The organism is Pseudomonas sp. AN3A02 (genome assembly GCF_011765255.1).
Classification (GTDB): domain Bacteria; phylum Pseudomonadota; class Gammaproteobacteria; order Pseudomonadales; family Pseudomonadaceae; genus Aquipseudomonas.
In genome coordinates this window covers 1,350,197-1,373,012 of the sequence record NZ_JAARNI010000001.1, presented here as the reverse complement: position 1 = coordinate 1,373,012, position 22,816 = coordinate 1,350,197, and the positions used below count along the sequence as shown (strand labels likewise).

Here is a 22,816-nt window from a genome sequence, read left to right as displayed (position 1 = left end):
CGGAGGGCCCTACTCTTTTTGGGCTTTTCTGGCATAATCCGGCCCACTTTTTTCGCGGTAGTAGTGCGCAACTTTCTACTACAAAACGTTTGGAGCACTCGGCCATAGGCCGACGGGGAACCTCATGACGCAAGCCAATAACGCCGTATACACTGACCTGAGTGTTGACGATCTGGTCAAAGAAGCCCTGCAGCGCGGTGAAGGCGTGCTTGCCGATACTGGCGCGCTGGTCGTAGAAACCGGTCATCGTACCGGCCGTTCTCCGGTCGACCGCTTCATCGTTGAAGAGCCTTCCACCCAGGCTGCCATTGCCTGGGGCCCGATCAACCGCAAGTTCCCGGCCGACAAGTTCGATGCCCTGTGGGCTCGCGTCGAGGCATTCAACAACGCGCAAGAGCATTTCGTTTCCCACGTTCACGTAGGGGCTGCAGAAGACCACTACCTGGCCGTGAAAATGACCACCCAGACTGCCTGGCAGAACCTGTTCGGTCGTTGCCTGTTCATCAACCCGGCCCAGTACAACCCGGCCGGTCGTGAAGAGTGGCAAGTGCTCAACGTGGCCAACTTCGAATGCGTGCCAGAGCGTGACGGCACCAACTCCGACGGTTGCGTGATCCTCAACTTCGCCCAGAAAAAAGTGTTGATCGCTGGCATGCGTTACGCCGGTGAGATGAAAAAAGCCATGTTCTCGGTGCAGAACTTCCTGCTGCCAGCCTCCGATGTACTGCCGATGCACTGCGCAGCCAACATCGGCGAAGCAGGCGACGTGACCTTGTTCTTCGGCCTGTCCGGCACGGGTAAAACCACCCTGTCCGCCGACGAAAGCCGTTACCTGATTGGTGACGACGAACACGGCTGGGGCGAAGGTGTTGTGTTCAACATCGAAGGCGGTTGCTATGCCAAGTGCATTGACCTGTCCGAGAAGAACGAGCCGGTTATCTGGAAAGCCATCAAGCACGGCGCCGTGCTGGAAAACGTCGTGATCGACGACGCCAAGCACGCTGACTACGCTGACGTCAGCCTGACCCAGAACAGCCGCGCCGCCTACCCGCTGGAACACGTTGCCAAGCGCTCCGAGCAAAACCTCGGTGGCGAGCCAAACGCGGTGATCTTCCTGACCTGCGACCTGACCGGCGTACTGCCGCCAGTCTCGATCCTCAGCGAAGAACAAGCGGCCTACCACTTCCTGTCCGGCTACACCGCACTGGTTGGCTCGACCGAAATGGGCTCGGGCTCCGGCATCAAGTCGACCTTCTCCACCTGCTTCGGCGCACCGTTCTTCCCGCGCCCGGCCGGCGAATACGCAGAGCTGCTGATCAAGCGCATCCGCGGCTTCGGCTCCAAGGTCTACCTGGTCAACACCGGCTGGACCGGCGGTGGCTACGGCGTTGGCAAGCGCTTCAACATCCCGACTACCCGTGGCGTGATTGCAGCAATCCAGAGCGGTGCGTTGATTGGTGCCGAGACCGAACACCTCGACACCATCAATCTGGACGTGCCGTTGGCTGTGCCGGGTGTTGATACCGGCCTGTTGAACCCACGTAACACCTGGGCTGACAAAGCTGCTTATGATGAAGCGGCGAAGGCGCTGGCGGGTCTGTTCATTGAGAACTTCAAGAAGTTTGAAGTGAGCGATGCGATCAAGGCTGCGGGTCCGAAGTTGTAAGATTCGGCCGTTGTGAAAAGGCCGCCCTTTGTGGGCGGCTTTTTTGTGGGCGAGGGATTAGTCGACGAGGTGCAAAACCACGGCTCCGACCAACACCAGCACAACACCGGTAACTTGCACTGCCGACAGTCGTTCCTTGAAAAATACAAACCCCAGAATCGCGGCGATCCCGCCGGACAAGGTACTGATCACGGTCACTACCGAAACCGACCCAGCCATTGCGCCCCACGAGAACGCCGAAAACCCGCCGAGGTTCATCAGGCTCGCGCCGGTCAGCGTTGCGCAGTTTTTCAGCGGTGGGATTTTCAGGCCGTCTTTGACTTTAAGCACCATCAGCACCAGTACACACAAACCGACTAGATAACCAAGCCAAAGCATCGTGACCGGGCCGAGTGTCGGCAGCGTGTAGCGGCCTTGCATCCAGAAGCTGGTGCCGTAAAGAAGTGCCGCGAGCATCGCGTAGGCGATCGAGCGAGTGGAGCTGTTGTGAGGGACCCCGTTGTCCTTGTGGATGCTGGAGAGGATCACCCCGACCACGCACAAGGCGATGCAGCCGAGTTGGATCAGGCTGATGTGTTCGCCGCTGGCCCATGACAGCAAAGTAGTCACCACGCCGTAGGACGTCACCAGAGGCGCGACGATGGCCGCTTTCCCAAGGGCGAAGGCCTTGGACAGTGCGAGGGCGCCGGAGACGGTCAGCAGGGCTGCTGCGGCGCCCAGGAGCCAGACACTCAAGGGTGCTGCTAGGGATTTGACGAGGAAGGCCGGGAATATGACCAGCAGCAGGGTCATGATCAGGAAGCCCAGGGCCTGGCCGAAGTACACCGCGCGTTTGACGCCGACGGCTCGGGCGTTGAGGCCCACGAGGAAGTCCGTGCCACCCCAAAGCAGGGCGGCCAGCAGGCCCATTAGTACGTCCATGTAAGGTCCTTAGTTGTAGGAGCGAGCTTGCTCGCGAAGGTCGTTAACGATAACGCGGGCTTCCAGGTTTGACGCGGCGCTCTCAAATTTTTCGCGAGCAAGCTCGCTCCTACAGGTTTTCCAGGGTTTGCGTGTCCCAGCGTTGGGCCTTGATGGCCAGGTAAAGCATGCCGATGGTCAGCGGGATTTTGTCGCCGCGACCTTTGGCCCTGTGCTTCAGGAAGACGTCGAATACGGGAGGTTGGAAGTAACGATAAGCGTCGTAGTCGTTCAAGTCGACAGCGAAGCCTTGCTCCAGCGCTTCCATCAATTCATTGGCCTCAGCGCCGTCGCAGTCCAGGTCGAGGTTGATGGCGGTTTCAAGGCGCAGCGTCTTATGTTCAGGCAAGCCAATTTCTTCATGCAGCAGTTGCAGGAGCTGCTGCATGGCAAGGTCTTCGGGAAAGTTGGGGGCCAGGTTCATGGTGGTTACGCGAGAGTTGGTGGAGGCGACTGACTTTATCGATGGTGCCGCGATCCTTCAAACGAAACTGGGCAAATGTGGGAGCCGGGCTTGCCCGCGATGGCGGTGTGTCAGTGGCAGCAGTGTTTTCTGACACACCGCTATCGCAGGCAAGCCAGCTCCACATTCGTTCAGATCGTTCCCGCGCGTAGGGAGCGATCAGGGACTAGCGCGGGGTACTGATACACCGCTCAAAAATCGCCTCCAATCCCCGATAATCACACGCCACCGCATCGATATTCGCCGGTATCCACGCCGCGTTCTTCACCAGCCACCAATTCACTGAAAACCCGGCATTGACGATGATTTGTTCGAACAGAATCCGCTGCGCCCGGCCGTTCCCTTCGCGAAACGGGTGGATCACGTTGAGGTCGCCATAAGCTTCGGCGATTTGCGTCACCAACTCGGCCTGCGTCACCCCGACAAACCAGTTAGCCTGCGCCATGTGGTGGATGATCTTGGCCGCCTCGGGGGGAATACGCTCCGGCGTGCAGAACAGCGTGTCGCCTTTCTGGATGTTGACTGTACGCAGTTCCCCGGCCCATTCGTAGATGTCCCCGAACAGGGTGCGGTGGATGTGTTGCAGGCGTTCAAGGTCGTAGGGCGGGGGATACAGCGGAAGGCTGCCTACGGCAATTTCAGACAGTTCCCGCTCGGCCTGGTGCAGGCGTTCTTCGTCGAACAAATCGAGGCGGTTGCGCAGGACGCTGCTACCGGGGTAGCAGTACGGGTCCTGGCCCACGCCATATTTGTCGAGCATCAGCGTGGGGTGTTGCGGTACTTGGCGAGGACGGCTTCGCGGGTCGGCAGGGGTTTGTCGACATCGGCGGGCTGGGTGTCGAACCCTTCCAGGCGCAGGCTGGCCAGGTAGTTGGAACGGCGGATCTTGTCGTAGTGATCCTGCTTTTGCTCAAACGTCAGTTCGCTCATTACAGCGTCCTCTTATGGCAAGCGTTGATTGTAGCGCAATGGGTTTCGAGATGCGTCCTGCTTAAGGTTGGACGTTTCCTACTGGTACCTACTCCATTGCCCAGGCTGTGTATCATCCTGTCTCTTTTTTCATTGCGACCTTTCTCGATTCGCTGAGTGCGCTGGTCTATGTTTTGGGCTCGTTCAGCGGTCAATGGAGTGACAGCTTATGCACAACACCCTCCAACAGGTCTTTGGTTATCCACAGTTTCGTTTGGGCCAGGAGGCGGCGATCAGTGCCGTGCTGGCCGGCCGTTCGGCGGCGGCGATTTTCCCCACCGGTTCCGGCAAGTCCTTGTGCTATCAACTTTCCGCCGTCTTGCTCCCGCACCTGACGCTGGTGGTGTCGCCGCTGTTGGCGTTGATGCAGGACCAGTTGGGTTTCTTGCAGCGCCACGGTATCTCGGCAGGCAGTATCGATTCGGCCCAGAGCCGCGATGACGCCAATGACGTCATGGCTCGGGCGCGTTCGGGTGAGCTGAAAATCCTGATGGTTTCCGTGGAGCGCCTGAAGAACGAGCGGTTCCGCAACTTCCTGCAAAGCGTGCCGATCTCGCTGCTGGTGGTGGACGAAGCCCACTGTATTTCCGAGTGGGGCCATAACTTCCGTCCGGACTACTTGAAGCTGCCGGACTACCAGCGCGAGTTCCGGATCCCCCAGGCGCTGCTGTTGACAGCCACGGCGACGCCCAAGGTGATCGCTGACATGCAGGCCAAGTTCGCCATTGCACCGGACGATGTGATCACCACCGGCTTCTACCGCTCCAACCTCAACCTGCTGGTGGAGCCGGTCAGCGGCCAGGACAAGCGCCGACGCCTGGTGGAATGGATGAAGGAGCGGGCCAATCAGCCGAGCATCGTCTACGTCACCCTGCAGAAAACCGCTGAACACATTGCCGAGCATTTGAATCGCAACGGCATCCAGGCCGAGGCTTATCACGCGGGCTTGGCCCACGATAAACGCGAGGGCATTCAGAAGCGGTTCATGGGCGGCCAATCCAATTGCATCGTCGCTACCATCGCCTTCGGCATGGGCATCGACAAGAGCGATATCCGTAACGTCGTGCATTTCGACCTGCCCAAATCCATCGAGAACTACAGCCAGGAAATCGGCCGTGCCGGGCGTGACGGGCAGCCATCTGACTGTCTGGTTTTGGCCAACCGCGACAGCCTGAATATCCTGGAAAACTTTGTGTACGGCGACACGCCGGAACAGGAAGGTATTCGCCGCGTCCTGGAAGAAATACAGGCCGCTCGTGGTGATGGGCAATGGGAGTTTCTACTCCGCTCACTTTCGGACCTCAGCAACATCCGCGAGCTACCGCTCAAGACGTTGCTGGTGCAGCTTGAACTCAAAGGTGTGATCGCGCCGCGCTATGCGTTTTATGCCGAATACCGCTTCAAGTATCTGATTGAACCTGAAGCACTACTGGCGCGCTTTTCCGGTGAGCGGCAGCAGTTTGTCGCGGCGATCATCCAGGTCTGTAAAAGGGCAAAAACCTGGGCGACGGTGGATTTCGACGCGCTGTATCAACAGCATCAGGCCGAGCGCAATCGTGTGGTGAAGGCCCTGGATTATTTCCAGGAGCAGGGCCTGATCGAGATGGAAAGCAAGCAGATGACCGAGGTCTACGCCCTGCTGAATACCGACTTTGATCCACAGGTACTGAGCACGGAGTTATACACAGGCTTCAAGCAGCATGAGGTGACGGAAGTGGCGCGGATTCACGCCATGCTGGATCTGTTCGCGACGGAGGAGTGCCTGGGTTACCGCCTGGCGCATTACTTCGGGGATGAAAACGCGCCCCGGCAGTGCGGGCACTGCTCGGTGTGCCACGGCAACGTCGCCCACTTGCCGGCGCCGCCGAGCTTGCCGCCGCTTGTGGATACAAACTTCCTGGCACTGTGCGGTGAATTTATCCACAGGCATCATGAATACAACGGACACCTGCCGGGTGCTGAGCGTTTGACGCGGTTTCTGGGCGGGATCAGCGTGCCTTTGTTTACCAAATTGAAGGCGAAAGGGATTCCAGGTTTTGCTGTGCTGGAGGAGTATCCCTACGCTGAGGTGCGTGAGTGGGCAGAGGCGGGTTTGGAAGCGCTCTGATTTCCGGGCCTGGGGTCGTGATTTCCCACCCATTGGCAGACGCCGCCGACAGCTAGGCTTTGCCCGCAGGTGAGAAGGTTTGATGCTCCACTTCTTCTGCAAAGGAACTGCCCATGACTATTGGTTTTTCTCGTGGTGTTGTCCACGGAGCCGTACTGTTCGTCGGGATGCTGGTCGCCCAAAGTACGATGGCGTCCGTCACACCGTTGAGCGTCAATGACTGTCGGCGAATGCAGCTTCGCAACACCATCACCACCTCCAACCCGCTGCCCTGTGCACGCCTCGCACGAGTCACGTTCAGCTATGTGGACTTTGACGGAGTGCTGCATAACAACGGGCAACTTGTGGTGCTGGATGTCATCGCCCCCCATGTGGAGGAGATCTTCAATCAGTTGCTGCAGCGCCGGTTTCCGGTGAACCAGGCGGTCACACTGGAAACCTATCGAGGCAATGACAAGGTGTCGATGGCCCGCAACAATACCAGTGGTTTTAACGGGCGGCAGATCAGTGGGGCTTTGGGGTGGTCGCTGCATGCCTACGGTGCTGCAATTGATCTAAACCCGCTGCAAAACCCGTTTGTGCTATTCCGGCGTAGCCCGGGAGGCGAATTCACCGGGCAGGCCACCGTTGAGCCCAAGGCGAGTACTGTGACTGCCGTTAACCGCCTGGATGCTCGCCCTGGCAAGCCTGCGCGTCCTGGCCGGGCAGAGGAGGTGATTGACCTGTTTGCCGAGCACGGCTTTTTGACATGGGGCGGCTATTGGGATTTTCCACTGGACTACCAGCACTTCCAGATTGGCCGGCGTTCGTTCGTGGAGTACCTGGCACGGGTCACGCCGCAGCAGGCCAGTGCTGCAATCGAGGCGTATATCGCTGCTTACCGCCAGTGCCTGCAGCATTCGGTTGAGACGGATCAAGCTCTCAAGCGTATGGGGTGTGTCCACGAAACGGTTGAGCAAAGCCCAACCTAGGCTTGCGGGTAGGGCTTGAACCCAGTATCAAGATAGCCTCTTCTTACCCGGGCTTTATCGATGACCAATGCCATCCCACTGCGCGCCGATTACCGCCACTTCCAGCCAATCATCACGCGCTGGCACGACAACGACGTTTATGGCCATGTGAATAACGTCACCTACTACAGCTTTTTCGACACGGCGGTGAATACCTACCTGATCGAGCAGGGCGGGTTGGATATTCATGACGGTGAGGTGGTGGGATTTGTGGTGAGTTCGGCGTGCGACTACTTCGCCTCGATTGCCTTTCCGGACCGCATCGAGATTGGCCTGCGGGTGGGCAAGTTGGGCAACAGTTCAGTGCAGTATGAGCTGGCGGTGTTCAAGGCCGGGGAGGATGAGGCCTGTGCGGCGGGGAGGTTTGTGCATGTGTTTGTAGATCGGGCGTCGAACCAGCCGGTGACGATTCCGCCAGCGCTGCGAGAGGCCTTGCAGCGCTTGGCACTGTAGGAGCGAGCTTGCTCGCGAAAAACCCGAGAGCGCAAGGGCGTGTCAGGTTTCCATCGTCATCGTTGACGACCATCGCGAGCAAGCTCGCTCCTACAGGTGGAATGCCTTAGCGGTGGCGATAGTGATGCTTGTTCTTGCGATGCCCATACGCATGACCGCGCCCGCGATGATCATCGCGGTCATAACGGCGGTTATCACGCCCACGGTAACGACGATCATCGTCATCGCTCTTGTTGCCCATGTAGTTGCCCAGCGCGCCACCAGCGCCACCGCCGGCTGCTGCGCCGATCAGGCTGCCGGTGCTGCCGCCGACACTGCGACCCACCACGTTGCCGCCGGCTGCGCCCAATGCGCCGCCAATGGCAGCTTCGCCGCGGCTACGCTTGTCTGCGCCGACCGCACTGCCGCCTGCGCCGCCGAGTGCCGCGCCGATGGCTGAACCGGTGTTACCGCCCAACTGCTGACCTACGACTGAACCTAGAACCCCGCCCAATGCGCCGCCCACACCGGCTTCGGTGGTGCCACCGGCCATGGCTGCGCCACTGACCAGGCCAAGGGACAACAAGAGAATCGAGGAGAACTTCATAGAGGAACCTCAAGAGGATGACGGCGCGATCCTGAGGTTGTATCGAGACGGTGACAATCGAAACCCGACCAGTGGTATGGGTTGTATACAATTCTCTAAGTTGCTGTTTTTTATACGGAACTTAAGTTGTTTTTGTGAGTCTTTACTTACTTCTGAACGGCCGCTTTTATGCAAAAGCGGCCTTTTTTGTGCCCGTAAAAAAGCTCAGGTGCTGTCTGTGGCGAGGGAGCTTGCTCCCGTTGGGCTGCGCAGCGGCCCCAAAATTTCTACGGGCGCTACGCACCCGAACGGGAGCAAGCTCCCTCGCCACAATAAGGTGTCGCTTAGGCCGACTTCGCCATGATCAGTCCGGTCGCGCTCGCTGCTTCCAGCCGAATCGCTACAAACTTCGACGTTGGCGTATGGCTGCCATCCCCCGTGCTCTCCAGCGGTACCAGTGGGTTCACCTCCGGGTAATAAGCCGCCGCCTGCCCCGCCGGAATATCAAACGCCAGCAGGGTAAAGCCCTTCACGCGGCGCTCACGCCCGTCATCCCAGATCGATACGATATCGGCCTTCTGCCCTGGCTTGAAGCCCAGGCGGATGATGTCGGCTTCGTTGACGAACAGCACGTCCCGCTGACCCTTGACCCCACGATAGCGGTCGTCCAGGCCATAAATCGTGGTGTTGTACTGATCGTGGGAACGCATCGACTGCATGATCAGGTCCGGCAATTGCCCGGTGTTGCGGGTGCGTTCGTGCACCAGGTCCTTGGGCAGGATGTTCGGGCGGAAGTTGGCGCGGCCCGAAGGGGTGTTCCAGCGACGGGCGCCGGCCGAGTTGCCCAGGTAGAAACCACCCGGGTTTTTCAGGCGTTCGTTGAAGTCCTTGAAGCCGGGAATGGTGTCGGCAATCAGGTCGCGAATGCGGTCGTAATCGGCCACCAGCCAGTTCCAGTCCACCGGCTTGCTGCCCAATGTAGCGGCAGCAATGCCCGCCAGAATCGCAGGCTCGGATTTCATCTGTTTCGACAATGGCTGCAGCTGGCCATTGGAGGCGTGAACCATGCTGAACGAGTCTTCCACGGTCACGGCTTGCGGGCCTTCGGCCTGGATGTCGATGTCGGTGCGGCCCAGGCATGGCAGGATCAGTGCGTCCTTGCCGTGCATCAGGTGGCTGCGGTTGAGCTTGGTGCTGATCTGCACGGTCAGGTCGCAATTGCGCAGGGCTTCAAAGGTGCGCGGGCTGTCCGGCGTGGCTTGGGCGAAGTTGCCACCCAGACCGATAAATATCTTGGAGCGGCCTTCGAGCATGGCGTGAATTGCTTCCACCACGTTGTGGCCGTTGTCGCGCGGCACCTGGAACTGGAAACGACGCTCCAGGGAGTCAAGGAACGCCACCGGTGGCCGTTCGTTGATGCCCATGGTGCGGTCGCCCTGCACGTTGCTGTGGCCGCGCACCGGGCACAGGCCGGCGCCTGGGCGGCCAATGTTGCCGCGCAGCAGCATCAGGTTGGCGATTTCCTGGATGGTCGGCACCGAGTGGCGATGCTGGGTGATGCCCATCGCCCAGCACATGATCACGTTCTTGCCTTTGGCATACATGCGCGCGGCTTGCTCGATCTCCACCAGGGTCAGGCCAGACTGCTCGACGATTTCATCCCATGAGGTGTCGTCGATCTTGCCCAGGTAATCCAGCACGTTGGCGGTGTGTTCGTTGAGGAAGTCGTGATCGAACACGGCCTCTTTGCCTTCGGCCTGAGCCTGGCGTTCCCACAGCAGCAGGAATTTGGCCATGCCGCGCAGGATGGCCATGTCGCCACCCAGCGCCGGGCGGAAGTAGGCGGTGTTGGTCGGTTTGTCACCGTTGGTGAGCATTTCCAGCGGGTGTTGCGGGTGCTGGAAGCGTTCCAGGCCACGCTCTTTCAGCGGGTTGATGCACACCACCTGAGCGCCGCGTTTGACCGCTTCGCGCAGTGGCTCCAGCATCCGAGGGTGGTTGGTGCCGGGGTTCTGGCCCCAGACGAAAATTGCGTCCGCATGTTCGAAGTCATCGAAGGTCACGGTGCCTTTGCCCACGCCCACGCTTTGCGCCATGGCGACGCCGCTGGCTTCGTGGCACATGTTCGAGCAGTCCGGGAAGTTGTTGGTGCCGTAGGCACGCACGAACAGTTGATACAGGTAAGCCGCTTCGTTGCTGGCCCGGCCCGAGGTATAGAACTCGGCCATGTCCGGGTTTGGCAGCGCATTGAGGTGCTTGCCGATCAAGTCGAAAGCCGATTCCCAACTGATGGGCTTGTAGCGATCGGTTTCGGCGTCATAGCTCATCGGCTCGGTCAGGCGGCCCTGATATTCCAGCCAGTAATCGCTCTGCTCCAGCAGCGCGCTGACGCTGTGCTTGGCGAAGAATGCGGCATCGACCCGGCGCTTGGTGGCTTCCCAGTTGACCGCCTTGGCGCCGTTCTCGCAGAACTTGACCATGCCGCTTTCCGGCGAATCACCCCAGGCGCAGCCCGGGCAGTCGAAACCGCCGTTCTGGTTGGTCTTGAGCATCATGCGGATGTTTTTCAGCGCGTTGTCGCTGGTCAGCCAGGCTTGCGCCACGCTGATCAGTGCGCCCCAGCCACCGGCCGGGCCTTTGTAGGGCTTGTAGCGCGGGGTAGGTTTGTCGTCGGCTTGATGATGAGTGCTCACGCTTGATTCTCCATCGCAGGGCTATAGACCCGCGGCGCACTTTTCTGCGGCAGGTGGATGAGATTGAGGTTGTGCCGACGGGCCCATTGCAGGGCCAGGCCGGTGGGCGACGACAGGCTGACCAGGGTCTGGATGCCTGCGCGCAATACTTTCTGGATCAGTTCGAGGCTGCAGCGACTGGTGACAATCGCCAGGCCGCCGTCGGTCGGAATCTTTTGGCGGATCAGCGCGCCGATCAGCTTGTCGAGAGCGTTATGCCGGCCGATGTCTTCACGGCCCAGCAGCAATTCGCCCTGATTGTTCATGAACACTGCCGCATGCACCGCGCCGCTGTACTGGCCCAGCGGTTGGAACGCGCTGATGCGCTGGCGCAGGCCGTCCAGCCAGTCGGCAGGCGGCAAAGGCGCGCCGGGCAGCACTTTGAGGTTGGGCAGCGCCTGTTCCACCGCTTCCACGCCGCACAGTCCACAGCCGCTTGTACCCGCCAGTTGCCGGCGCTGCTGCTTCATATTCCAGAAAGCGCGGCTGGAAATCTGCACCTGAGCGTATTGGGTCGAACCCGAGCCGCTGATTTTCAGATCATAAATGTCGCTAACGTCTTCGATAATGCCGCTACCGATACTGAATCCGACGATAAAGTCTTCAAGGTCGGTTGGCGTCACCAGCATCACTGCCTGGCTGATGTCGTTATAGGCAATCGCCAACGCAACTTCCTCGGCGAGCGCGGTGCTGGCCGATTCGGTGTGTTCGAGATTACAAAACTGATAACTCTGGCTGGCGGCGGGCGCGGGCGTTTCGAGGGCGGGCGCCGCGCAGACTGGGCGCTGGGCGTTCATTGGGCATTACCACCGGAAGTATTCAGCTGTAAGACTAGGCGCGACAAAGGGTCGCGTCTAATCGTCAGTACTGATCTACCGATAGATGACGTCGATCAAGGTTCCAGCAGCGATTTCTGGTACAGCGCAAAACAGGCTTCTGCCAGCGCCGAACGCGGCGCACTGCGGCGCATGATCAGCCCCAGGCGGGCCAGTGTGTGAGCGTCTTCAATGGGTTGCAGGCGCAAGTGCTCGGTGAGGGCGTCGAGGCCGCCGTCCAGTGGCATTACCGCGCAGCACAGGCCGCCGTGCACGGCTTGTAACAATTGATGGACGGCATCTGTCTGCAACAGCGGCTGTGGGTTGAGGCCGCGGCTGTGGAAGTTGTGGTCGATGGACTGGCGAAAGTGCATGCCGCTGGTGAGCATGCCCAAGGGCAGTTCGATCAGCGCTTCCCAACTCAGGGGCTTGTCGCCGAAGCTGAAAAACCGTTGGTCGTACAGCAGGCCCATGCGGGTTTCACCCAAGGCCAGGGAGTCGAAGCGCTCGGCGTCCAGGCGCTCCAGGTACGACACGCCGAGGTCCAGACGGTTGCTCGCCAGCTGTTCAAGAATTTGTTCGGAGCTCAGCGCTGACAACTCAAATCGCAGGCTCGGGTGTTCCTTATGCAGCTTCTGCATCAACGCCAGCGGATCGAAACTCGACAACGGCACCACGCCCAGGCGCAACGTGCCCACCAGATTGCCGCGACACGCCGCCGCCTCGGCCTGCAAACCGTCATACGCGGCCAGCACCGTGCGTGCCCAGGCCAGCACGCGTTCGCCGGGGGCGGTAAAGCCTTCGAAACGCTGGCCGCGATTGACCAGCGGCAGCTGTAGCTCTTCTTCCAGGCTGCGCAGGCGCATCGACAGGGTCGGCTGGGTGATGTGGCAGCGCGCCGCCGCCTGGCCAAAGTGACGGGTTTCGTCGAGGGCGATGAGGAATTTCAGCTGTTTGATGTCCATCTTCGCTCCGGGCTTATTCCAATGCGGTGGGATTCTAGCGTGTTTGAGTCGTTGGTCAGGGTGGAACCCAATTCTGTAGGACTGGTCTAGTCTTTGGCATCTGGAAATTAAATCCCAAGGAGAGCGCACCATGAGTATTTTTAGCTTTGTTAAGGAAGCAGGCGAGAAGTTGATTGATCTGTTGACGCCGGGTAATGCCAACGCGAGCGAGCAGTTAAAAGATCACGTGGCCAAGGTCGGGTTGGGTAACCCCAATGTGCAAACCACCGTCGACGGTGACAAGGTGACCGTGACAGGTGAAGTCGCCAGCCAGGAAGAGAAAGAGAAAATACTGCTGGCGCTGGGCAATATTGCCGGCGTTGCCAGTGTTGATGACCAGATTACTGTTTCCGGTCCTGCTGTCGCGGCGGCCCGCTTTGTCGTGGTGAAAAAGGGCGACACCCTGAGCGCTATTTCGCTGGCGGTCTATGGCAACGCCAACCAGTACAACAAAATCTTCGAGGCCAACAAGCCGCTGCTGTCCCATCCGGACAAAATCTACCCAGGGCAGACGCTGCGCATTCCTGTGTAAGCGGTACCCATGTAGGAGCGAGCTTGCTCGCGAAGGTCGTCAACGATAACGCGGGAAGCCTGACACCCCGCGTCGTTCTCGGGTTCTTCGCGAGCAAGCTCGCTCCTACAGTTACAGCCCAACAATCAATTCCCGGTAATCCCCAACCGCCGCAAACTCCGCCGTGTCCTTAGGCCCCTTCCGGCTGTCCGGTTCCTTCACGGCCAGCAAGTGCCCCACGCCAAAATCCCGGGCACTGCGCAGGATCGGCAAGGTGTCGTCGATAAACAGGCTGCGGGCCGGGTCGAAGGCGATGTCGGCGTGCAGGGCGTCCCAGAACTGTGGGTTTTCCTTGGCGAAACCATAGTCGTGTGAACTGATCAGTCGCTCGAAATAAGGCGCCAACTCGATGCGTTCCAGCTTCAACGACAGCGAATCCCGATGGGCGTTGGTGATCAGGATCACCCGCTTGCCGGCCTGTTTGATCGCGGCCAGGAAAGTATCGGCATCCGGGCGCAAGGCGATCAGGTGCGCGGTTTCCAGCTTGAGTTCGCGCACCGGGATCTTGAGTTCTGCGCTCCAGAAATCCAGGCAATACCATTGCAACTGTCCGGCGTTACGCTCGAACAATGGTTGCAACTCCATCTCGGCCATCGCCCGGCTCACACCATGCAACTCGGCATAGCGCTGGGGCAGGTGCTCCATCCAGAAATGGTTGTCGAAGTGCAGGTCGAGCAAGGTGCCGTCCATGTCCAGCAGGACAGTGTCGATGGCGTGCCAGGGCAGTGGAGGCATAAAGAACACTCATGTAAGAAAAGATATCCGACACAGACAATCGGAAAAGCCACGGTATAGTAACCCGATCACGCCAAGGAGCCGCTCATGCGCCAGAAACCCACCGTCCTCGCCCGCGAAATAGTCGCCAGTAGCCGTTTGTTCCGCGTGGAGGAAGTGCAATTGCGCTTTTCCAATGGCGTGGAGCGGACCTACGAGCGCTTGGTGGGTAGAGGGGCCGGTTATGGCGCGGTCATGATCGTGGCGATGATCGACTCGGACCACGCGCTGTTGATCGAGGAATATTGCGGCGGCACCGATGAGTATGAACTGTCGTTGCCCAAGGGCTTGATTGAGCCGGGCGAGGATGTGTTGGCAGCAGCAGACCGCGAGCTCAAGGAAGAAGCCGGTTTTGGTGCCCACCAGTTGGAGCACATCACCGAGCTTTCGCTGTCTCCCGGCTACATGAGCCAGAAAATCCAGGTGGTGCTGGCCACCGAGCTGTACGAAGAGCGCCTGGAAGGCGACGAGCCGGAGCCGATGCGCGTCGACCGGGTCAACCTGCGGGAGCTCTCGCAGTTAGCGCAGAACGAGCAGTTCAGCGAGGGCCGCGCCTTGGCGGCGCTGTATCTGGTGCGCGACCTGTTGACTCAACGTGGAGCGTTCCAGCCATGAGCGAACTTTTCCTGGGTCACCCGTTTATTGCCCCCGTGATTGAATTGGCCCGCCAGGCCGGCGAGGTGATCATGCCGTATTGGCGCGCCGATGTGGCCGTCACTACCAAGACCGATGATTCGCCGGTGACGGCCGCCGACCTGGCGGCTCATCATCTGATCCTCGCCGGGCTGACTGCGCTGGACCCGAGCATTCCGGTGCTCTCGGAGGAAGACGCGGATATCGACCAGAGCGTACGCGCCGGTTGGCAGCGCTGGTGGCTGGTAGACCCACTGGATGGCACCAAGGAATTCATCTCTGGCAGCGAGGAATTCACCGTTAACATCGCGCTGATCGAAAAGGGTCGCGTGGTGTTTGGTGTGGTGTCGATGCCTACCAGCGGTCGGTGCTACTTCGGTGGTGCCGGGCTGGGTGCCTGGCGTTCCGATGTGAGTGCTGCGCCCAAGCAAATCCAGGTGCGCCAGACACCGGCGACGGGTGAAGCGTTTACCGTGGTTGCCAGTCGTCGCCATACGAGCCCTGAACAGGACCGCTTGCTCGCAGGCTTGAGCGCCGGATTGGGTGAGTTGAAGCTGGCGAATATCGGCAGTTCGCTGAAGTTTTGCCTGTTGGCCGAAGGCAGCGCAGATTGCTACCCGCGTCTGGCGCCGACCTCGCAGTGGGACACCGCTGCGGCACAGGGCGTACTGGAAGGGGCGGGTGGTGAGGTGCTGGAATTGAATGGGCAGCCGTTCAGCTATCCTGCGCGGGAGTCGCTATTGAACCCGTTCTTTTTGGCATTGCCGGCTAAAGCGGAGTGGCGTGAGCGGTTGCTGACCCTGGCCCGGTCTTAAACACAACATCGATCAAAAATGTGGGAGCGGGCTTGCTCGCGAAAGCGGTCTTTCAGTGCCAGATGCATCAACTGACAGATTGCATTCGCGAGCAAGCCCGCTCCCACAGTTGTTATGTGTGCAGGACGTACTGGCCGGTAAAGGCTACGGCCCGCTCTTCACTGCCCTCATTGACGATCCACGTCTCCAGCGCCAAGCGCGCCCGGCCATAACGCTTGTAGGTCGCTAAAAATCGTTTCCACACCTTCTCATCAGGTGCCTGGCAAATCGCCGTGGCATCCGTGGTCACCGGCAGCGGATAACTGATCTGTCCTTCCTGAATCACGATATGCCCGTCTTCGATCCCTTCCTCACGCAATTGCAAATGCAGCCAACCCCAACCCGCAAGCACGGCGCCGCAATAAAGGCTGCCACCAAACATGGTGCTCTTGTGGTTGATGTTGGCGTCCAGCGGCAAGCGCAGTTGCAGTTGCCGGTCCTGCCAGTCGAGTACCTTGAGGCCCATTTCCCGGGTCAGGGGAATGTCGTGGTGAAGGATCGATTCCAGGTAACGGCTATCGCGACTCATGGTGGCCTCGTGGCAGGTGGAAAAGGGTCATTCGTCGTCAGCGTGGCTGTTGCCACTGTCGGCGAAATTCAGCCCGTGCTTGCGCAGTTTGTCGTGCAGGGTTTTACGCGGCACGCCCAGGGCCTCGGCGAGGCTGCGCATGGAGTTGTGGGTGCGTGCCAGTTCGGCGGCGATCAGGCTTTTTTCAAACTGCTCGACCTGTTCACTCAAGCCGCCGGGTGTGCTGGTCAGTACGCCGGCAGAAGGGCTGTCCGGGGTGTTGTCCAGCGCCAGTTCAAGGCCCAGGGCAAAACGCTCGGCGGCGTTTTGCAGCTCGCGCACATTGCCTGGCCAGCTGTGACGCAACAGCAATGCGCGTTGCCCCGGTTGCAGCTCCTTCATCGGTAGCCCGTGGCGGGTGCTGGCTTCGTCGGCAAAGTGCTGGAACAGCATCAACGCATCCTCACCCCGTTCGCGCAGCGGCGGAATGCGCAGGGGTGCGACGTTCAGGCGGTAATACAAGTCGGCGCGGAAGCGGCCCTGGTCGGCGGACTGGCGCAGGTCTTCCTTGGTGGCGGCGATGATGCGGATATCCAGCGGGATCAGCTGATTACCCCCCAGCCGCTCCACCACACGCTCCTGCAACAGCCGCAGCAGCTTGACCTGCACATCCAGGCTCATGCTTTCGATTTCGTCGAGAAACAGCGTGCCGCCGTTGGCAAATTCGAACTTGCCGATGCGCCGTTTCTGGGCGCCGGTGAAGGCGCCTGGCTCATGTCCGAACAGCTCGCTTTCCACCACTGACTCGGCCAAGGCGCCGGCGTTGATTGCCACAAACGGGCCGGTGCGGCGGTTCGACAGGTCGTGCAGCGCACGCGCCACCACTTCCTTGCCGGCGCCGGTCTCGCCGAGGATCAGCACGTCAGCCTTGGTCGCCGCCAGTGCGCCAATCTGCTCGCGCAGGCGCAGCATTTGCGGGGAGTGCCCCACCAGGCGTGTGCTCAATTGCTGACGGTCACTCAGCGCCAGGCGCAGGCTGCGGTTGTCCAGTACCAGGCGGCGCAAGGCCAGGGCACGGCGCACGCTGTCGAGCAGGGCGTCGCTGGCGAAGGGTTTTTCCAGGAAATCGTAGGCGCCGGTCCGCATGGCTTGCACCGCCAGTGGCACGTCGCCGTGGCCGGTGATCAGCAGCACCGGCAGTTCCGGGTCCTGGGCGTGGAGATCCCTCAACAGTTCCAGGCCGTCCATGCCGGGCATGCGGATGTCGCTCACCACAACCCCCGGCCAGTCCCGGGAAAGGCGCGCGGTCAGGCCCTGGGCTTCGCCGAGGGTCAGGACTTTCAGCCCGGCCAGGTCCAGGGTCTGGCACAGGGCCTGACGCAGGTGTGGATCATCGTCGATCAACACCACCTGAATCTGGTTATCGATACTCATACACTGCGGTCCTCGGACGGTTGCAGACTGACACCCGGTGCTCCGGCGCGCAGTTTCAAGGTTAACAGCGCGCCACCTTCCTTGTGGTTGGCGAACAACAGTTCACCGCCAAAGGCGCGCATCAGGGTGTCGCAGATCGCCAGGCCCAACCCCAGGCCCTGGGTGCGGGTCTTGGTGGTGTAGAAGGGCTCGCTGGCGCGGCCCAGGGCTTCCATGCAGAAGCCCGGACCGTTGTCGCGAATGTACAGGTTGACGCCCTGTTCGGTGGTTTGGGCACTCAACCAGAGTTTGCGCGGCGGGCCTTTTTCGGTCAGGGCGTCCAAGGCGTTGGCCAGCAGGTTGCCCAATACCTGGCGCAGGCGGGTTTCGCCGGCGGCGACCCACAAGGTGGCTTCGGGCAAATCGCGGATCAACTCGACTTCCATGGACCGCCTGCGCTTGGCCAGCAGCGCCAGCGCATCATCCAGGGCCGGTTGCAGGGCCACGCTTTCCGGTGCGTGGCGGTCGCGTCGGGCGAAGGCGCGCAAGTGGGCGATGATCGAGGCCATGCGCCCGGTCAACTCGCTGATCAGCTTGAGGTTGCCGCGGGCGTCGTCGGTGCGTTGGTGGTCCAGCAGGATCTCGGCGTTTTCCGCGTAGCTGCGAATCGCCGCCAGCGGTTGGTTGAGCTCGTGGCTGATGCTTGCCGACATGGTGCCCAGCGCGGAAAGCTTGCCCGCCTGCACCAGGTCATCCTGAGCCCGCACCAATTCCTGCTGTGCGTGCTCGCGCTCCAGCACTTCCTGCTTCAGGCGTCGGTTGAGGCCTTCCAGGTCGCTGGTTCGCTCGATCACGCGCATCTCCAGCTCGCGGCGAGCCTTGGCTTCGAAGGCGATGCGTTCCAGGTAGTGACGACGGCGCTGCATCATCAGGCCGAGCAGCAGCATCAGCACCAGCAACGTTGCGCCACCCACAGCGACTACGGTACGCACCGGGCGGCTGATCAAGGTACGGGGCGCGAGAATCTCGACTTTCCAGCCAGTTTCGGCGATGTCCGTGGATTGGCGCACCCACGCCGTAGGGCTTAGGCTTAGCGGCTGCGGGTCCCGGGTCGGGTAGGGCTGGATGGCAATGATGGCCTGGCGTTCTTCGTCAGTCAGCGGCCGGGTGGCACGGAATCGCCATTGCGGGCGCGAGGTGAGGATCACCACGCCGTTGTGGTCGGTCACCAGCAGTTGTTCCGGCGTGTTGCCCCACAAGCTTTCGGTGTGGTCCAGGTCGACCTTTACCACCAGCACGCCGATGATCCTGTCGCCATCGCGCACGGCAGCGGCGAAAAAGTAGCCGCGCTTGGCCGAGGTGGTGCCCAGGCCGAAAAAGCGCCCCAGGCGCCCGGCCATGGCTTCGCTGAAATACGGGCGGAAGGAAAAATTACGCCCGACGAAGCTGTCCTGCTTGTCCCAGTTGGACGCGGCGAGGGTTTTGCCGGTGGTGTCCATCAGGTACATCACTTCCACCCCGGCCTGAGCGGCGACGTCCTTGAGCAGGTGGTTGGCGTTGACCAGGTTGGTGCTGACCTGGGGTGCGTCGATGGCGGTACGCAGGGCCGGCAGGTCGCCGAGAATTTGTGGCAACACTTCGTAGCGGTGCAGGGTGCCCAGCAGGTTGGCGACGTACAGGTCCAGCGTCTGACGGTTCTGGCCGGCCAGTTCGCTGCGGTAATAGCGCTCGGCCAAGTGCTCCAGCGGCCACAACAACGGTGCCAGGCACAGCGCCAGCAACGCCAGGCTGCGCCAGCGGGGTCTTCGCGGAAGGGGTGGAGTCATGGGAGTCATGCGCCTGTGGGTACAGGCGCATTATGCCTAGTGCTGCTCGGCAAGACACTCGCGCAATGCGTCGTGCCACTGCGGTTGCGAGACGTGCCACTGCTGTTGCAGGCGGCTGCAATCCAGGCGCGAGTTCAGCGGGCGCTTTGCCGGGGTCGGATAGGCGCTGGAGGGAATCGGTTCCAGCTCGGCGCAGGCACGGCCGCTGGCCCGTAGTTGCTCGCCGATGGCTTGGGCAAAACCGAACCACGAGGTCTCGCCTTGGGCGGTCAGGTGATAGACACCCCAGTCTCCGGCCTGGCCTGCTTGCCAGCGTTCGATCAAGGCACGGGTGCTGTTGGCGATGGTCCCGGCCCAGGTTGGCGCGCCGATCTGGTCGGCGACGATGCGCATCTGCGGTTTTTCCTGCAGCAAGCGTTGCATGGTCAGCAGGAAGTTTTTGCCATGGGTCGAGTAGACCCAACTGGTGCGCAGAATCAGGTGCTCACCGCCGACTGCGGCGATCGCCTGTTCACCGGCCAGCTTGCTTGCGCCGTAGACGCCCAGCGGGTGGGTGGCGTCGTCTTCGTTGTAGGGCGCGGCCTTACTGCCGTCGAACACGTAGTCGGTGGAGTAGTGGATCAGCGGAATGCCCAGTGCCTTGGCTTCCTCAGCGAAAACGCCGGGCGCGGTGGCGTTGATGGCGAAGGCCACGTCCGGTTCGCTCTCGGCTTGATCCACCGCCGTATGGGCGGCGGCATTGATGATCAGGCCGGGGCGATGGGCGCGCACTTGCTGGCGTATCTGCTCGGGGTGGTTCAGGTCCAGCTGGTCGCGACCCAGCACGATCAACTCGCCCAGGCCCTGGAGGCGCTGTTGCAGCTCCCGGGAGACCTGGCCGTGCTGGCCGCTGATGAGGATTTTCAGGGGCGCGGTCATGGGAACAGGTCGGCCTCTTGCAGGCTTTTACCGGCCTGGTCCTTGGCGGACAGTTGGGGCGCCTCGGTCAGTTCCCAGTCGATGGCGAGCGTCGGGTCGTTCCAGAGGATGCAGCGCTCGGCACTCGGCTGGTAATAATCAGTGGTCTTGTAGAGGAATTCGGCGTAGTCGCTCAGCACCACAAAGCCATGGGCAAAACCTTCCGGTACCCACAGCTGGCGATGGTTGTCGGCTGAAAGCCGCACGCCCACCCACTGCCCGAAATTGGGCGAGCTGCGGCGAATGTCGACGGCCACATCCAGCACTTCGCCGGCAGTGACGCGCACCAGTTTGCCTTGGGTGTGTTCGAGTTGGTAATGCAGACCGCGCAGCACGCCTTTTTGCGAGCGCGAGTGGTTGTCCTGCACGAAATCACGCTTGAGCCCGGTGGCCTCTTCGAAGGCTCGGGCGTTGAAGCTTTCGTAGAAAAACCCGCGCTCGTCACCGAACACTTTCGGTTCGATGATCAGTACTCCCGGCAACGCCGTGTCGGTGACCTTCATTTTTGCTCCCCGGCCAGTGAATACAGATATTGGCCGTAGCCGGTCTTGCCGAAATACTTGGCGCGCTCAAGCAGGTGATCACGGTCGATCCAGCCGTTCTCGTAAGCGATTTCTTCCAGGCATGCCACTTTCAAACCCTGGCGGTGCTCGATGGTCTGCACATACGTGGAGGCTTCCAGCAGGCTGTCGTGGGTGCCGGTGTCGAGCCAGGCGAAACCACGGCCGAAGCGTTCTACATGCAGGTCGCCACGATTGAGGTAGGCGTTGTTGACGTCGGTGATCTCCAGTTCGCCGCGTGGCGATGGCTTGACTGCCTTTGCGATCTTGATCACGTCGTTATCGTAGAAATACAGGCCGGTCACCGCGTAGCTCGACTTTGGCTTGGCTGGTTTTTCCTCGATGGACAGCGCGCGGCCCTGGCTGTCGAAGTCGATCACGCCGAAACGCTCCGGGTCCTTGACCCAGTAACCGAATACCGTGGCGCCAGATGGGCGTTCGGCAGCGGTGCGAAGTTGGTCGCCGAAGTGCTGGCCGTGGAAGATGTTGTCGCCCAGGATCAAGCACACCGGATCATCACCGATAAACTCTTCGCCAATCAAAAACGCCTGTGCCAGGCCGTCCGGGGACGGCTGCTCTGCATAGGTGAAGCGCACGCCAAACTGGCTGCCGTCGCCCAACAGATTGCGGTATTGCGGCAGGTCCACCGGGGTGGATATCACTAGAATGTCCTTGATCCCGGCCAGCATCAGTACCGAGATCGGGTAGTAGATCATCGGCTTGTCATACACCGGCAACAGCTGCTTGGAAACGCCCAGAGTAATGGGGTGCAAACGGGTGCCGGAGCCACCGGCCAGTACGATTCCCTTCATCATGCGATCAGATCCTTAAGGTCGGTATTGCCCAGTCGTTCGCCCTGATAACTGCCGTCCTGGACCCTGCGGCACCATTCCAGGTTATCGAGGTACCACTGCACGGTTTTGCGCAGGCCGGTTTCAAAGGTTTCTTCGGGCACCCAGCCCAGTTCGCGTTCGATCTTGCTGGCGTCGATCGCGTAGCGCTGGTCGTGGCCCGGACGATCCTTGACGAAGGTGATCAGGTCGGTAAATTTTTCAACGCCGGCTGGACGCTGAGGCGCCAGCTCTTCCAACAGGCCGCAGATGCTGCGCACCACGTCGATATTTTTCTGCTCGTTGTGACCGCCGATGTTGTAGGTCTCGCCTACCACGCCTTCAGTCACCACTTTGAACAGCGCGCGGGCGTGGTCCTCAACGAACAACCAGTCGCGCACTTGCAGTCCATCGCCATACACCGGCAACGGTTTACCGGCCAGGGCATTGAGGATCACCAGCGGGATCAGCTTCTCGGGGAAGTGGAACGGCCCGTAGTTGTTCGAGCAGTTGGTCAGCAATACCGGCAGGCCATACGTGCGCTGCCAGGCGCGGACCAGGTGATCGGACGCGGCCTTGCTGGCCGAGTAAGGCGAACTTGGCGCATAGGGCGTGGTTTCGGTGAACAGGTCATCGACGCCGTGCAGGTCGCCATACACTTCATCAGTGGAAATGTGGTGGAAGCGGAAGGCGCTTTTGGCCGGCTCTTCCAGCTTCTGCCAATACGCACGGGCGGCCTCCAGCAGGCTGTAGGTGCCGACGATATTCGTCTGGATGAAATCCGACGGGCCGTCGATGGAACGGTCCACATGGGACTCGGCCGCCAGGTGCATGATCGCGTCGGGCTCAAAGCGCGCCAGCACGGCGCTTACCGTGGCCTGGTCGATGATGTCAGCCTGGACGAACTCATAGCGGCTATTGGTCGCGACGCTGGTCAGCGACTCTAGGTTGCCTGCATAGGTCAGTTTGTCCAGGTTGAGCACTTCGTGCTCGGTGTGTTGAATCAGGTGCCGGATCAGAGCAGAGCCGATGAATCCGGCGCCGCCGGTGATGAGAATGCGCATGTCGGAGGCCCTTTTCCTTAGACGGACATTAAGCGAATGGAGCATAGCTTGAGTTGTGGCGCGAGACGGTGCAAGGGGCGAT

Annotated in this window: 23 protein-coding genes and 2 pseudogenes; 8 read left to right on the top strand and 17 right to left on the bottom strand. The window is 60.7% G+C overall.

The window, feature by feature from the left end; all coding sequences use genetic code 11:
- The first annotated feature begins 124 nt into the window (after positions 1 to 124).
- Positions 125 to 1,666, top strand: a complete 1,542-nt coding sequence (locus HBJ59_RS06390; RefSeq protein WP_076018181.1) for a phosphoenolpyruvate carboxykinase — start codon at positions 125 to 127, stop codon at positions 1,664 to 1,666.
- 57 nt (positions 1,667 to 1,723) lie between these two features.
- On the opposite strand, the gene HBJ59_RS06385 is transcribed toward HBJ59_RS06390, so the two are convergent.
- The 4 genes from HBJ59_RS06385 to HBJ59_RS06370 all read right to left on the bottom strand — a co-directional run bounded on the left by HBJ59_RS06385 (position 1,724) and on the right by HBJ59_RS06370 (position 4,019).
- Positions 1,724 to 2,575: a DMT family transporter gene (locus tag HBJ59_RS06385; protein WP_076018180.1), complete on the bottom strand. Its 852-nt coding sequence runs from the start codon at positions 2,573 to 2,575 to the stop codon at positions 1,724 to 1,726.
- A gap of 121 nt (positions 2,576 to 2,696) precedes the next feature.
- Positions 2,697 to 3,050 (bottom strand): DUF1493 family protein, encoded by a 354-nt coding sequence (locus tag HBJ59_RS06380; protein WP_167663028.1) that lies wholly within the window; start codon positions 3,048 to 3,050, stop codon positions 2,697 to 2,699.
- Positions 3,051 to 3,255: 205 nt separating this feature from the next.
- Positions 3,256 to 3,849, bottom strand: coding sequence for a putative adenosine monophosphate-protein transferase Fic (locus HBJ59_RS06375; protein ID WP_076018178.1), 594 nt, complete (start codon positions 3,847 to 3,849; stop codon positions 3,256 to 3,258).
- Positions 3,849 to 4,019, bottom strand: a complete 171-nt coding sequence (locus HBJ59_RS06370; protein ID WP_076018177.1) for a YhfG family protein — start codon at positions 4,017 to 4,019, stop codon at positions 3,849 to 3,851. Before HBJ59_RS06370 ends, HBJ59_RS06375 begins: the two co-directional genes overlap by 1 nt.
- A 208-nt stretch (positions 4,020 to 4,227) precedes the next feature.
- On the opposite strand from HBJ59_RS06370, the gene HBJ59_RS06365 reads away from it, so the two are divergent.
- The 3 genes from HBJ59_RS06365 (at position 4,228) to HBJ59_RS06355 (ending at position 7,628) form a co-directional block, all read left to right on the top strand.
- Positions 4,228 to 6,165: an ATP-dependent DNA helicase RecQ gene (locus HBJ59_RS06365; protein ID WP_167663027.1), complete on the top strand. Its 1,938-nt coding sequence runs from the start codon at positions 4,228 to 4,230 to the stop codon at positions 6,163 to 6,165.
- Positions 6,166 to 6,278: 113 nt separating this feature from the next.
- A complete protein-coding gene (locus HBJ59_RS06360; protein WP_167663026.1) occupies positions 6,279 to 7,136 on the top strand; it encodes a M15 family metallopeptidase in 858 nt (285 codons plus the stop codon).
- Positions 7,137 to 7,196: 60 nt separating this feature from the next.
- Positions 7,197 to 7,628: a thioesterase family protein gene (locus tag HBJ59_RS06355; protein WP_167663025.1), complete on the top strand. Its 432-nt coding sequence runs from the start codon at positions 7,197 to 7,199 to the stop codon at positions 7,626 to 7,628.
- On the opposite strand, the pseudogene HBJ59_RS31400 reads toward HBJ59_RS06355, so the two are convergent.
- From HBJ59_RS31400 to HBJ59_RS06335, 5 genes and pseudogenes are all read right to left on the bottom strand, one after another.
- Positions 7,621 to 7,701 (bottom strand): annotated as a pseudogene (locus tag HBJ59_RS31400) (outer membrane lipoprotein carrier protein LolA); the annotation flags it as partial. The gene HBJ59_RS06355 and the pseudogene HBJ59_RS31400 sit on opposite strands and share 8 nt — an antisense overlap.
- 33 nt (positions 7,702 to 7,734) lie before the next feature.
- Complete coding sequence (locus HBJ59_RS06350) at positions 7,735 to 8,214, bottom strand: glycine zipper domain-containing protein (RefSeq protein WP_076018173.1); 480 nt, start codon at positions 8,212 to 8,214, stop codon at positions 7,735 to 7,737.
- Between the two features lie 323 nt (positions 8,215 to 8,537).
- Positions 8,538 to 10,886 (bottom strand): FdhF/YdeP family oxidoreductase, encoded by a 2,349-nt coding sequence (locus HBJ59_RS06345; protein ID WP_167663024.1) that lies wholly within the window; start codon positions 10,884 to 10,886, stop codon positions 8,538 to 8,540.
- Positions 10,883 to 11,722, bottom strand: coding sequence for a formate dehydrogenase accessory sulfurtransferase FdhD (fdhD, locus tag HBJ59_RS06340; RefSeq protein ID WP_076018171.1), 840 nt, complete (start codon positions 11,720 to 11,722; stop codon positions 10,883 to 10,885). The genes HBJ59_RS06345 and fdhD overlap by 4 nt, the downstream gene beginning before the upstream one ends.
- Positions 11,723 to 11,817: 95 nt before the next feature.
- Positions 11,818 to 12,705, bottom strand: a complete 888-nt coding sequence (locus HBJ59_RS06335) for a LysR family transcriptional regulator (protein ID WP_017478126.1) — start codon at positions 12,703 to 12,705, stop codon at positions 11,818 to 11,820.
- A 130-nt stretch (positions 12,706 to 12,835) separates the two neighbouring features.
- Between HBJ59_RS06335 and lysM the strand changes: the two genes are divergently transcribed.
- Positions 12,836 to 13,276 carry a peptidoglycan-binding protein LysM gene (gene lysM, locus HBJ59_RS06330; protein WP_167663023.1) on the top strand — a complete coding sequence of 147 codons (441 nt, stop codon included), beginning with the start codon at positions 12,836 to 12,838 and terminating at the stop codon, positions 13,274 to 13,276.
- 23 nt (positions 13,277 to 13,299) lie between these two features.
- Positions 13,300 to 13,389, top strand: a pseudogene (locus HBJ59_RS31395) (outer membrane lipoprotein carrier protein LolA); the annotation flags it as partial.
- Here HBJ59_RS31395 and yrfG read toward each other — a convergent pair.
- Positions 13,388 to 14,050, bottom strand: coding sequence for a GMP/IMP nucleotidase (yrfG, locus tag HBJ59_RS06325; RefSeq protein ID WP_010168969.1), 663 nt, complete (start codon positions 14,048 to 14,050; stop codon positions 13,388 to 13,390). The pseudogene HBJ59_RS31395 and the gene yrfG overlap by 2 nt on opposite strands.
- An 87-nt stretch (positions 14,051 to 14,137) precedes the next feature.
- On the opposite strand from yrfG, the gene nudE reads away from it, so the two are divergent.
- Positions 14,138 to 14,704 (top strand): ADP compounds hydrolase NudE, encoded by a 567-nt coding sequence (nudE, locus tag HBJ59_RS06320; RefSeq protein ID WP_076018169.1) that lies wholly within the window; start codon positions 14,138 to 14,140, stop codon positions 14,702 to 14,704.
- Positions 14,701 to 15,537, top strand: a complete 837-nt coding sequence (gene cysQ / locus HBJ59_RS06315; RefSeq protein WP_076018168.1) for a 3'(2'),5'-bisphosphate nucleotidase CysQ — start codon at positions 14,701 to 14,703, stop codon at positions 15,535 to 15,537. Before nudE ends, cysQ begins: the two co-directional genes overlap by 4 nt.
- A 112-nt stretch (positions 15,538 to 15,649) precedes the next feature.
- On the opposite strand, the gene HBJ59_RS06310 is transcribed toward cysQ, so the two are convergent.
- The 7 genes from HBJ59_RS06310 to rfbB are packed head-to-tail and all read right to left on the bottom strand — an operon-like array spanning position 15,650 to position 22,734.
- Positions 15,650 to 16,105 (bottom strand): YiiD C-terminal domain-containing protein, encoded by a 456-nt coding sequence (locus tag HBJ59_RS06310; RefSeq protein WP_167663022.1) that lies wholly within the window; start codon positions 16,103 to 16,105, stop codon positions 15,650 to 15,652.
- A 27-nt stretch (positions 16,106 to 16,132) separates the two neighbouring features.
- The gene (locus HBJ59_RS06305) at positions 16,133 to 17,518 is read right to left on the bottom strand and encodes a sigma-54 dependent transcriptional regulator (RefSeq protein ID WP_167663021.1); all 1,386 of its coding nucleotides are present in this window, start codon (positions 17,516 to 17,518) and stop codon (positions 16,133 to 16,135) included.
- On the bottom strand, positions 17,515 to 19,323 hold the full coding sequence (locus tag HBJ59_RS06300) for an ATP-binding protein (protein ID WP_076018165.1): 1,809 nt from the start codon (positions 19,321 to 19,323) through the stop codon (positions 17,515 to 17,517). The genes HBJ59_RS06305 and HBJ59_RS06300 overlap by 4 nt, the downstream gene beginning before the upstream one ends.
- 36 nt (positions 19,324 to 19,359) lie before the next feature.
- Positions 19,360 to 20,241 carry a dTDP-4-dehydrorhamnose reductase gene (gene rfbD / locus HBJ59_RS06295; RefSeq protein WP_167663020.1) on the bottom strand — a complete coding sequence of 294 codons (882 nt, stop codon included), beginning with the start codon at positions 20,239 to 20,241 and terminating at the stop codon, positions 19,360 to 19,362.
- Positions 20,238 to 20,783 carry a dTDP-4-dehydrorhamnose 3,5-epimerase gene (rfbC, locus tag HBJ59_RS06290; protein ID WP_167663019.1) on the bottom strand — a complete coding sequence of 182 codons (546 nt, stop codon included), beginning with the start codon at positions 20,781 to 20,783 and terminating at the stop codon, positions 20,238 to 20,240. The genes rfbD and rfbC overlap by 4 nt, the downstream gene beginning before the upstream one ends.
- Positions 20,780 to 21,655, bottom strand: coding sequence for a glucose-1-phosphate thymidylyltransferase RfbA (gene rfbA / locus HBJ59_RS06285; protein ID WP_167663018.1), 876 nt, complete (start codon positions 21,653 to 21,655; stop codon positions 20,780 to 20,782). Before rfbA ends, rfbC begins: the two co-directional genes overlap by 4 nt.
- Entirely contained in the window at positions 21,652 to 22,734 is a 1,083-nt protein-coding gene (gene rfbB / locus HBJ59_RS06280) for a dTDP-glucose 4,6-dehydratase (RefSeq protein WP_167663017.1), read from the bottom strand. Before rfbB ends, rfbA begins: the two co-directional genes overlap by 4 nt.
- Positions 22,735 to 22,816: the final 82 nt, after the last annotated feature.